The following is an 11,219-nucleotide window of genomic DNA, read 5'->3' on the forward strand; positions in this document are numbered from 1 at the left end:
ATGACATGAAATTGATACAATTCGTGGCGAATTTGTGATTTTTTTAACATCTAATGTGTAATAGCCCCATCTCTACCACAATCAGGTGCTTGCCATTTAGGTAAGAAAGCATAAAATGAAGGTTGGGCAGTAAGCGCTTTTACTTTTTCGAGGTAGATGGGAACATATCAAAATTATTTTTATGCTCATAAGCAGATTGTCTAACATATTACCAAAATTGTTAGAGCTTCAAAGTAGGTATTTTGCACAAAGCTGTTTCCACAAAAAAACCGTATTGAATTAACTCAAAAATGATTCTATACTGTTATTTTTAACATTTGTGCAATATCCCAATATGGTTTATTGCATGAGGCTTTCTTGTTTTCAATCACCATTGATTTCACACCCTAGGAGGTCAACCATGATTCATTTCATACTGAACAACAAACCACAACTTATTCTACATGGCGTATGCCTCACCTGTAGTAATCCTTCCTTACGTTTAAGGCGTTCCATTTAACATTCCGTATAAATGAAGTCTATTAATACCGCTAGGAACCCTATTTTTATATGTGGTTTCGTATTGAAAGTAATCTCATAGAACATTGGTAAACGACTTTCACCTAGGGCAGAAATCCTCCCGTCTTCCTTCGACTAATACACATCTCAGAGAAAGGGGTCACTTATGAGACACAAAGGGTCGTTTCTTTTCATGTTTTTTTGTCTTGCTCTTTTATTATCCGGTTGTGAGCCATTAATGGTACTTGATCCAAAAGGACCTGTTGCCAAAATACAATCGGACACCATTATTTTTTCAATGTGGGTTATGGCTGGTGTATTGTTTGTAGTTTATGTTTTGTTTGTTTACATGCTAGTTAAATATCGCGCTACCAAAGCGAATGAGGGCTATGAACCTCCTCACGAGGAAGGTAGTAAACTACTAGAAATTACATGGACAGCCATTCCAATTATCATTGTAGTGATTTTGTCAGTTATTACTGTAAAAACACTGGATCAAGTGGAAAACAAGCCAGCAGGTTATGACGATCAAAAGCCAATGATTATTTACGCTTCGTCTTCTAACTGGAAATGGCATTTTAGTTATCCTGAGGAAAACATTGAGACGGTTAACTACCTTAATATCCCTACAAACCGTCCGATTGAATTCCGTCTGTATTCGTATGGACCAATCACGAGCTTCTGGATTCCACAGCTTGGTGGTCAAAAATATGCGATGTCCGACATGGTTACCAAATTACATTTTGCCGCTGATCATCCGGGTTCGTTTATGGGTAAAAACTCTAACTTCTCCGGTAGAGGGTTTGCACAAATGGAATTTGAAGTACTAGCAATGTCACCTGCTGATTATTCAAAATGGGTGGATGAAGTAAAGCAAACGGCTCCTGCATTGACAGAGCCTGAATTTGATAGCGTGCTTGATATGGAGCATGTAGGAAGAAAAACGTATTCTTCCACACACTTAACATTTAGACCAGCGCCTGAGGGTGCCCATGGTGGTCATAATCATGGAGGCGGAACAACAACTGAATCGGAGCCAAACTCTTCTTCTGAGCACTCTGGGCATTCTGATTCTTCTTCCGAGCACTCCGAGCATTCCGAAATGAATCACGACCAGCATAAGAAATAACTAGCTCAGAAAGGAGTCAAATCGGTATGAAATGGGACGAATTTTTCGTTACAGGTGAACCGATGATCTATGGCGCTATGGCAAGTATTGTCCTTGCCACGCTCGCTATCATTGGCGGTTTAACCTACTTTAAAAAATGGGGCTACTTGTGGAGAGAATGGCTCACTACAGTTGACCATAAAAAAATCGGTGTTATGTACATCATTGCTGCTCTACTCATGCTTTTCCGTGGTGGCGTAGATGCTGTAATGATGCGTATTCAGCTAGCTACACCTGATAATACCTTCTTAAATTCGCAGCATTATAATGAGGTTTTTACAACACACGGAATTATCATGATCCTATTTATGGCGATGCCGTTTATCATTGGACTCATGAACGTTGTTATTCCTCTACAAATCGGTGCTAGAGACGTAGCATTCCCACGTCTTAATGCCGTTAGTTTCTGGCTGTTCTTTGCAGGTGCAATGCTATTTAACATCTCCTTTGTTATTGGTGGATCGCCTGACGCAGGATGGACTGCTTACTTCCCGTTAGCAAGTAAAGAATTCAGTCCTACAGTAGGTAACAACTACTATTCCATTGCCTTACAAATTGCGGGTATTGGTACACTGATGACCGGTGTTAACTTTACCGCAACCATTTTGAAAATGCGTGCTCCTCGCATGAAAATGATGGACATGCCGATGTTTACATGGTCTGTTCTTATCACTTGCGTTATCATCATGTTTGCCTTCCCTGTTTTAACAGTAGCGTTGGCACTAATGATGTTTGATCGTCTATTTGATAGTCAGTTCTTTACAATGGCTAATGGCGGTATGGACATGCTATGGGCCAACCTGTTCTGGATTTGGGGTCATCCTGAGGTATATATCGTTATTCTACCAGCGTTCGGTATCTATAGTGAAATCATCGCTACTTTCTCCAAAAAGAACCTGTATGGTTATACTTCCATGATTGTCAGTATGGTGGCTATTTCCTTACTTTCTTTCGTAGTATGGGCTCACCATTTCTATACAATGGGTCACGGCAGTGCGGTGAATGGGTTCTTCTCGATCACCACAATGGCCATAGCAGTCCCCACAGGGGTAAAAATATTTAACTGGCTCTTTACACTGCGTAAGGGACGGATTCAATTTACAACACCAATGCTCTATTCACTAGCCTTTATCCCGATCTTTACGATTGGTGGGGTAACAGGTGTTATGCTTGCAATGGCTAGTGCTGACTACCAATACCACAACACGATGTTCCTAGTAGCTCACTTCCATTATGTGTTGATTCCAGGTACGGTGTTTGCGGTTATTGCGGGTATGTACTATTGGTTCCCGAAAGTCTTTGGTTTTAAATTGAATGAACGTCTTGGTAAAATCAGTTTCTGGGTCATTGCTATTTCCTTTAACGTGACATTCCTACCTCTATTCTTCCTAGGATTGAATGGAATGACGCGTCGTATGTACACCTACTCTGCTGGAACTGGCTTTGGTCCACTAAATATGATTGCTACCATCGGGTCAATTGGTCTAACGCTTGGCTTTATCTTATTGGTTTACAACATCTATTGGAGCTGCCGTTACAGTCCACGCGATTTAAACGGAGATCCATGGGGTGGACGTACGCTAGAGTGGAGCACACACAGCCCTGTACCTGAGTACAACTTTGCTGTGATGCCGAATCACACTGGTCGTGACTCTTTCTGGTTTGCGAAACAGAAAAATCTACCGATGTTTACAGATAAAATTGAACCGATTCATATGCCAAATAACAGCGGCCAACCGTTTATTCTTGGTATAATCTTCTTCTTCTTTGGATTCTTCCTAGTATTTAGCTGGTGGACTCCTGCGATTATCTCAGGAATTCTTGTGATCGTCATGCTAGCTGTTCGCTCGTTTGAACGTGATCATGGCAGACACATTCCCGTTAAGGAAATCATCGAGACTGAGGAAAGATTGCGGGGTGATCGTGTATGAAAATAGATAAATCCCTTCCGCTTGAATATCGTACGGAAGAGAATCAATTAAAGATTTTTGGATTCTGGTTATTCTTAGGTGCCGAGATTGTACTGTTCTCTACCCTATTTGCCGTATATTTTACTTTGTGGCAACGCACGGGTCACGGCCCTACAGCGTCTCATCTTTTTGAACTGAATGGCGTTATGATCGAAACGATTCTCCTATTAACCAGTAGTTTCGTTTGTGGATTAGCTATTCACAGCATGCGTCTTGGTTTTAAAAAGCCTACATTAGTCTTTTTACTCATTACCCTTTTACTAGGATTAGGCTTCCTAGGTGTTGAGATTTTTGAGTTTATCACTTACGTTAATGAAGGTGCTACCCTGCAAACCAGTGCTTTTCTATCTAGCTTATTTGTCTTATTAGGCACGCACGGAGCACACGTTACCTTTGGTCTATTATGGGGAATTGGAATCATCATGCAGATGAAGCGTGAAGGTCTAAATGAGATTACAGCAAACAAGACTTTCATCTTCTCCCTATACTGGCACTTCCTTGACGTTGTCTGGATCTTCATCTTCAGCTTTGTCTACTTGAAAGGATTGATGTAATATGAAACAGCTATTCCCGATTCGTCACGTCATGGGATATATCTTTTCCCTCATCCTTTCACTGGTTGCCTTAGCCGTCGTCTTTTGGGACATGTCACCAGTAGTAGGAATGACCATCCTGTCGGTATGTGCGATTATTCAAGCGTCCTTGCAGTTGTTTGTCTTCATGCATATCAATGAAGAAAGCTCAACAGCAAACTCGCTATATATTAATGTTGGTTACGCCCTGTTTGTAGGCTTAGTCACCATTTTTGGTACTTTATTCACAATGATTTGGGGATATTAATTCTATCCCTACAGAAATAAATAGGTCCTAGTTTACCGGGTCAGCGTACAGAAATAACCAATTTCTGTACGCTGACCTTTTTTTGTGTAAAGAAAAACTAGAAGGATTTACCCCACAGGATAGGTTTACCTATGATAACTTACCTACATTTCCTTAAAATAAGGTTGTTCCTTTATATTTTTTTTGTATAATGAAGACTGTTATTTAGCTCAAGAAATACGATATGTTAGCGAAAAGGGTGAACATAATGAATATACAGCCGCTATTTTTACAACCTGTTTTTCAAGAACGCATTTGGGGTGGAACAGCCTTACGTGATCGCTTTCCATACAATATTCCTTCTGACAAAACCGGTGAATGCTGGGCCATTTCTGCCCATCCAAACGGTATGTGTGTCGTTCTAAACGGTCCTCATACAGGTAAAACGTTAGCAGACCTTTGGGAGAACAACAGAGAATTATTTGGTCATCACCAAAGCGAAAAATTCCCACTGTTGACCAAAATTCTTGACGCCAATGATGATTTATCTGTTCAAGTACATCCTAATGATGAATATGCCCACGAACACGAGAACGGTGAGTATGGAAAAACAGAATGCTGGTACATCATTGATTGTGACGAGGATGCTGAGTTAGTATTTGGTCATAACGCAAAATCAAAAGCAGAAGTAGAAGAGATGATCATGGGTGGAAAATGGAATGATTTCTTGCGTAAAGTAAAAATCAAACCAGGTGATTTCTTCTATGTCCCTAGTGGAACGATTCATGCCTTGTGCCAAGGAACACTGGTGCTAGAAACACAACAAAGCTCTGACACCACTTATCGTGTGTACGACTATGATCGTGTGGATGATCACGGGAAAAAACGCGATTTGCATCTAAAGAAAGCAATTGACGTAACAACGGCTCCACATGTTGATACAAATCCAACGATTACCGTACAAAAAAACGAAGATGCTACCATCACGACATACGTTACGAATGAATTTTTCTCTGTATACAAATGGGAAATCAATGGCACGGCAACCTTTGAACAAGATCAAGCATTCCTTCTAGTAAGTGTGCTAGATGGTGCAGGTACCCTTGAAAAAGATGGAGATTCTTTTGCATTAAAGAAGGGGGACCACTTTATCCTTCCAGCTAAATTTGGGGCTTATACGCTATCTGGCTCCTTAGAAGTAATGGTTTCTCATCCATAAATAAAGAATACATGAAGCAAAAAGTAGCCTGTAGGATAACTAGGCTACTTTTTGGCTCTTATTGACACAGTACTACTAGTGAATTCTTGCTTACCCTTCACTGGAGAGGAGATTGCTATGAAGGTATTAGTTGTGGACGATGAAAATAGTTTACAAAATCTGATGCGCCTGACATTAGAGATAGAAGGGTATCAGGTACTAGTGGCAGCCAATGGAGAAGAAGCCCTAGCCCAATGGGAACAACGACCGGACATGATTATCTTAGATGTGATGCTTCCTGACATAGATGGCTATCAACTATTGCGGGAATTCCGTGAGAAGGATAGCGACATTCCCATCATCATGTTAACGGCTAAAGGGCAAATTAATGATAAATTATTAGGCCTACAGCTTGGTGCTGATGATTATATCACCAAGCCCTTTCATAGTACGGAGCTTCTGCTTCGAATCAAAATAATTGAACGACGTTTGGAAAAAATGAAAGAGAAGCCAGATCATGATAATGTAAAAATTGATCGCTTTCTGATCCACCCTAACGAGCGAAAAGTATTTCTCGACGGAAACGAAATAACCTTAACGTACAGGGAATATGATTTATTGTTTTTGTTACTAAAAAATAGACAACGCGTATTTACACGTGATGATCTTTTAATGAAGGTTTGGAAGTTCGAATATCCAGACAATACACGGGCTGTTGATATCATGATCCAACGTTTGCGCAAAAAACTAGGTGCATACGGAGATAAAATTAAAACCGTATATGGTGTAGGCTATAAAATTGATTGTTAGGTGAGGGTATGACACTTAAAAAAAACTTAAATGTAATGATTCTGGCTATCTTAATTCCTGTCATGCTCTTGTTGTACGTTGTCTTGATTGTTACGTTACAGAAAAATGTTTTTACAAATGCTGTTACCTCTTTCCAGAAGCTAAGTGTAGAGGCACAAATCTATAGCATTAACTATGTAGAGAGAGAACAATCAGAGGTCACTGTTACTTTGCAGAATGGTGCCCCCCTAATCGCTTCTTATTTGTCTAAACGCTTAGGGACTCGTACACAAATCATCGGTATAAATAGTGAAGTACTAGCTGATACACAACGAACAGCTTTTCCAAACTTAAATCTCGATATCGTTCAAGCATTAGATGGTAAAAAAGCATACATCATAGAAAAGTCCACATCAGCACCCGTATTGCTATTCTCTAGTCCGATTTATGTACACGGAAAAGTAATAGGTGTGGTTCGCTTTATTCATAAGCTTGAACAAGAAGACTTATTAATTAGCAACTTCAATAAAACATTTATTATTTCTTGTATTCTCATGTTTGTTGCTGTGGCGCTCTTTGCCCATAGATTTGCGATTTCTTTGAGTAGACCGATTGAGAAATTACGCGACATGGCCCAACAATTATCAAATGGAAAATACCAATGTAAAATCGAGCTACAGGACTATGAAGAGATTAAACAGCTTGCCCAATCGTTTAATGTGATGGCCCATGCGATTGAGCTACACATAACTGAGCTTCAGGAGGAAAAGGTAAAACAAAAGGATTTTTTGGATCGGGTCACCCATGAATTGAAGACACCGCTTACTGCCATTATGGGATACGCCAACTTGATTCCTCGATTAGAAAATAAACAAGACGTGAAGGATTGTCTGAGGCACATCTCTATCGAAAGCGAACGGCTACTCGCACTGGTGGAAGAATTGCTCAAAACCTCTAAGTATGGAAACAGTCAGTTTAGCGTCTCACCCACGATATGCGATATTCAACCGATTTTAAAAGAAGCCATTTTTATCGTCCAGCCAAGATTGAATAAATACAAGATCACGATTCATAATCATGTCGAGTCTGTAAGAATAGTAGCTGATCAGGATAAAACAAAGCAGATTTTTTTAAACCTATTAGATAATGCGATCAAGTATAGTGACGCTTCCTTCCTTGATTTTCATGTAGAAATAGCTGAACACAGCTTAACCCTTGTCATACACGATGATGGTATTGGAATCAGTGAGGAATTGCTCGACCAAATAAAACATGCTCCACCAAATGAAGCCCTTCTGTCTAGTTTCGGCAACGGATTCGGTTTATTACTATGCCGGGAACTTATGTCAAAACAGGGCGGAAGCATGGATATTACTTCTGATGAAATGACCGGTACGACAGTGCGTTTAGTTTTCCCTACTCCAGCCGGATTGGAACATATTACTAATTGAAACCGCTTAAATAATACATTTACGAAACAATTGAGATGTAATTCCGAAATAATCGTTGGGTATCTTATGAGGAGAGCAAGAAACATGAAAAAAATATTAAGACCAGCTTTACTTTTCATCATAATGCTTTTACTTTTATCTTCCCTTGGCTACTCATTGCAAGAAAGTCTATATCGTAAAGTAGTCGTGATAGAAGATAAAAATGAAGTGTTGAAAAAAGTAAGCGATTCCTTACCTGTGGAAGCTATCATTAACCACGAAAAATGGGGAGTCGTAAACATTACTGATGAGGTTTTGCTATACTCAATCATTTCTTATATTGATCTCATTAAAAAAGAAAATGATCCGCTCGTTGTTTCAGGAGATAAGAGGGTGACTATGTTTTCTGGCAAGATTCGTTACCTTAATGGGGTTGAGCATTCATTTCAGTTAGAAAATGCTTTTACCTTCGATGAGCTAACGTATGGTCAGCAACATGATACTCCTATTTTATCCGCTTTTCGGACACACTTGCTTCGCTTGTTCTATTCATCGAACCAGTTTGCTGATTTTACACAAAAGGCCAAAGACGTTTTTGTCAAAAAAACGGTTGCCGATTCTGGTGAACGCATTCATGAAAAGGTTTTCTTAATAGAAAAACTAAGGCAAGCGTACGAGATTAAAGATACGTCCGAGATTCAGCAGCTCACCTTCCAGAAACAGCAGCCGCTCGGTATCATCACCGTCTATAAGAATGGAAAACAGAAAAGTAATGACCGCAACGATATTCTAAATTTTATCGTTTATGAGAAATACTTTATTGTCCAGTATTTAGGCGATGATAATGGAAATTCCATTTATATGACAGGGCGTTTAGCAGAACTCTTATAAAAGAAAGTAAAGGCTGATCTATGATGAAGAAACATTTATTCTTTTTCTTGCTAGTAAGTATTTGTTCTTTATTACTTGTTAGTTGTTCCAAAGAAGCGAATCCTATTACCTATGATAATCATGGAATTCCTCGTTTAAAAGGACATCACCTTGTTGCCTATGTTGCTTCTCGTGAAGAAGTAGGAAATGCGTTGCTATCATCCTTTTGCCAAGAAACCGGCTGTACGTACGAATTCATGCGTCTATCTACAGAAGATATTCTGCGCCGGGTCTCACAGGAGAAAAATAATCCTCAAGCTGATTTAGTTATCGGCGGCACGGTCGACGCTCATATCACAATGAAAAATGAGAAGCTGTCAGAGTCTGTTATCAGCAAAAACGGCTCCCTCATCCCCTTGGAAACAAAGGATGAGGATGGTTACTGGTACGGCTATGAGATCGAACAATTATCCATAGCTATTAACACAGACCGCTGGCACAAAGAGATTGAACCGTTAGGACTTCCATTCCCGACAAAATGGGACGATTTGTTACATCCTATCTATAAGAACCAAATCGTGATGTCTAACCCTAACTACTCCGGCACGGCCTACACGTTTATTTTATCCTTGTTTGAAACATTGGGTGAAAAGCAAGCAATCGACTATATTACGCGGTTACATCCAAATATTGCTGCTCTAACTGTAAACGGCTACATGCCTGCTCAGTTAGTTAGTTCTGGAGAGTATTTAATTGGAATTAACTTTCTAGGAGATCAGCGAAAGCTACGCGAAGCTGGCTTCCCTCTGATCAGCATTGTCCCTGAAGATACAGGATTAGCTGTCAATGCTCTCTCTAAGATTAAGCATGCACCAAACGGACTTGTTGCTGATTTATTTATCGATTATTCGTTGTCCAAACAAGCAGCAAAGGTATTAGAGCGTGTATCATACGGAATTCCTACCGTGCAACAAGATAAGATGAATAGGCTGAATATGGATGTTATACAGATTCATGAGTCTATGAAATGGCATGATACCATCATCAAACTTTGGAACAAATTACGAGATACAAAACAACCTCAAGGAGAATGATTCATGTTTGGATGGTTAAAGCAAGCTCCAGCTGCACCTCGTCTACCTGAACATATGATCGCTAAAATGTACAAGATCTTCCGTATCCGTACATTGATCGGAATTTTCATCGGTTATGCTGGTTATTATTTAGTTCGTAGTAACTTCGCACTATCTACAACCTACTTAAAAAATGACTTTGGTTTTAGTACGACTCAAATTGGTCTATTAAGCTCTGTTATGGCCATTACCTATGGCGTAAGTAAATTCTTTATGGGTAACTTGGCAGACAAAGCTCATACACAACGCTTTATTGCATTTGGTTTATTGTTATCTGCTTTGGCTAACATTTGTTTTGGTTTCACCTCTAGCTTTGGTCTATTTATCGTTCTATTGTTCATGAATGGTATGTTCCAAGGTATGGGTGCTCCTCCGTGCAGTATCGTAATGGCAAAATGGTTCTCCAAGAAAGAACGCGGAACAAAAATGGGTATCTGGAATTGCTCTCATAACATTGGTGGCGGTATCATCGCTCCAATCGTTGGTGTTGGTTTAGGTATTTTCGGTACACATTTCTGGCAAGCAGGTGTATACCTCTTCCCAGCTGCTCTTGCTATTCTCATTGCCATTTTTGTATGGTTCTGCGGTAAAGATACACCTCAGGCTTGCGGACTTCCTCCAATTGACGAGTATCGTAATGACTATGATGATGTAAAAGATGAATCAAATGGCACTGATCTATCTCCTAAAGAGATTTTGATGAAATATGTTGTGAAAAACAAATTTGTTTGGTTCCTATGTTGTGCTAACGCATTTGTTTACTTAATTCGTTTCGGTGTATTGAACTGGGTTCCTCTATATCTAACTGATGTAAAAGACTTTACTCAAGCACAATCTCATATGGCGTATGCAGCGTTTGAATGGGCTGCTATCCCAAGCTCTCTACTTGTTGGGTGGTTGAGCGACCGTGTGTTTAAAGGTAATCGTATGCCACTATGTATCATTAGTATGGTAGGTGTTGTTCTTGCAACATTGGTATATTGGAAATCTTCCAACGTTATAGCAATCAGTCTTGCGGTATCTGTTATCGGTTGTTTAATCTATGTACCACAATTCCTTATCGGGCTATCAGCAATTGACTTTGTACCAAAGTTCGCTGTAGGTACAGCCGTAGGTATGACAGGATTGTTCGGTTATGTAGGTGGTAGCTTCGTAGCTAATGCCGTAATCGGATTTTTAGTTGACACTTCTGGTTGGGACGGCGGCTTCATGCTAATGCTAGCTGGGGGTGTTGTAGCTAGTGTCTTCCTGATCCTCATTCAAATGGGGCAAAAGAAGCAAAAAGAAAAACTAGCATAACAATCGCTAAAAAAATAAAGGATGAGGGAAGTCTCTTTTAATGGA

General features: G+C 39.8%; 10 protein-coding genes. All 10 read left to right on the forward strand.

The genetic code is table 11. The features are described from left to right. Positions 1-664: 664 nt before the first annotated feature. The 10 genes from qoxA (at position 665) to pgtP (ending at position 11,174) form a co-directional block, all read left to right on the forward strand. Positions 665-1,627 (forward strand): cytochrome aa3 quinol oxidase subunit II, encoded by a 963-nt coding sequence (qoxA, locus tag BrL25_RS09610; protein ID WP_018671130.1) that lies wholly within the window; start codon positions 665-667, stop codon positions 1,625-1,627. Between the two features lie 26 nt (positions 1,628-1,653). Next, entirely contained in the window at positions 1,654-3,597 is a 1,944-nt protein-coding gene (gene qoxB, locus BrL25_RS09615) for a cytochrome aa3 quinol oxidase subunit I (RefSeq protein ID WP_018671131.1), read from the forward strand. Beyond that, on the forward strand, positions 3,594-4,190 hold the full coding sequence (qoxC, locus tag BrL25_RS09620) for a cytochrome aa3 quinol oxidase subunit III (RefSeq protein ID WP_018671132.1): 597 nt from the start codon (positions 3,594-3,596) through the stop codon (positions 4,188-4,190). The genes qoxB and qoxC overlap by 4 nt, the downstream gene beginning before the upstream one ends. Before the next feature lies 1 nt (position 4,191). Continuing rightward, positions 4,192-4,476: a cytochrome aa3 quinol oxidase subunit IV gene (gene qoxD, locus BrL25_RS09625; protein WP_018671133.1), complete on the forward strand. Its 285-nt coding sequence runs from the start codon at positions 4,192-4,194 to the stop codon at positions 4,474-4,476. 247 nt (positions 4,477-4,723) lie between these two features. After that, positions 4,724-5,674 carry a mannose-6-phosphate isomerase, class I gene (manA, locus tag BrL25_RS09630; protein WP_018671134.1) on the forward strand — a complete coding sequence of 317 codons (951 nt, stop codon included), beginning with the start codon at positions 4,724-4,726 and terminating at the stop codon, positions 5,672-5,674. 117 nt (positions 5,675-5,791) lie between these two features. After that, positions 5,792-6,463, forward strand: a complete 672-nt coding sequence (locus BrL25_RS09635) for a response regulator transcription factor (RefSeq protein WP_018671135.1) — start codon at positions 5,792-5,794, stop codon at positions 6,461-6,463. An 8-nt stretch (positions 6,464-6,471) separates the two neighbouring features. Next, complete coding sequence (locus BrL25_RS09640) at positions 6,472-7,893, forward strand: sensor histidine kinase (RefSeq protein ID WP_018671136.1); 1,422 nt, start codon at positions 6,472-6,474, stop codon at positions 7,891-7,893. Between the two features lie 84 nt (positions 7,894-7,977). Further along, a complete protein-coding gene (locus tag BrL25_RS09645) occupies positions 7,978-8,763 on the forward strand; it encodes a DUF3919 family protein (protein WP_018671137.1) in 786 nt (261 codons plus the stop codon). A gap of 23 nt (positions 8,764-8,786) precedes the next feature. Further along, positions 8,787-9,836: an ABC transporter substrate-binding protein gene (locus tag BrL25_RS09650; RefSeq protein WP_026315116.1), complete on the forward strand. Its 1,050-nt coding sequence runs from the start codon at positions 8,787-8,789 to the stop codon at positions 9,834-9,836. A 3-nt stretch (positions 9,837-9,839) separates the two neighbouring features. Next, positions 9,840-11,174, forward strand: coding sequence for an MFS transporter (gene pgtP, locus BrL25_RS09655; RefSeq protein ID WP_018671139.1), 1,335 nt, complete (start codon positions 9,840-9,842; stop codon positions 11,172-11,174). Positions 11,175-11,219 lie beyond the last annotated feature (45 nt).

The organism is Brevibacillus laterosporus DSM 25 (genome assembly GCF_002706795.1).
In the GTDB taxonomy this organism is placed as follows: domain Bacteria; phylum Bacillota; class Bacilli; order Brevibacillales; family Brevibacillaceae; genus Brevibacillus_B; species Brevibacillus_B laterosporus.

What these genes read in the sequence shown, in the direction of transcription:
- qoxA (WP_018671130.1), top strand. Translation starts at nt 665, where the DNA reads ATGAGACACAAAGGGTCGTTTCTTTTCATGTTTTTTTGTCTTGCTCTT.
- qoxB (WP_018671131.1), top strand. Translation starts at nt 1,654, where the DNA reads ATGAAATGGGACGAATTTTTCGTTACAGGTGAACCGATGATCTATGGC.
- qoxC (WP_018671132.1), top strand. Translation starts at nt 3,594, where the DNA reads ATGAAAATAGATAAATCCCTTCCGCTTGAATATCGTACGGAAGAGAAT.
- qoxD (WP_018671133.1), top strand. Translation starts at nt 4,192, where the DNA reads ATGAAACAGCTATTCCCGATTCGTCACGTCATGGGATATATCTTTTCC.
- manA (WP_018671134.1), top strand. Translation starts at nt 4,724, where the DNA reads ATGAATATACAGCCGCTATTTTTACAACCTGTTTTTCAAGAACGCATT.
- BrL25_RS09635 (WP_018671135.1), top strand. Translation starts at nt 5,792, where the DNA reads ATGAAGGTATTAGTTGTGGACGATGAAAATAGTTTACAAAATCTGATG.
- BrL25_RS09640 (WP_018671136.1), top strand. Translation starts at nt 6,472, where the DNA reads ATGACACTTAAAAAAAACTTAAATGTAATGATTCTGGCTATCTTAATT.
- BrL25_RS09645 (WP_018671137.1), top strand. Translation starts at nt 7,978, where the DNA reads ATGAAAAAAATATTAAGACCAGCTTTACTTTTCATCATAATGCTTTTA.
- BrL25_RS09650 (WP_026315116.1), top strand. Translation starts at nt 8,787, where the DNA reads ATGAAGAAACATTTATTCTTTTTCTTGCTAGTAAGTATTTGTTCTTTA.
- pgtP (WP_018671139.1), top strand. Translation starts at nt 9,840, where the DNA reads ATGTTTGGATGGTTAAAGCAAGCTCCAGCTGCACCTCGTCTACCTGAA.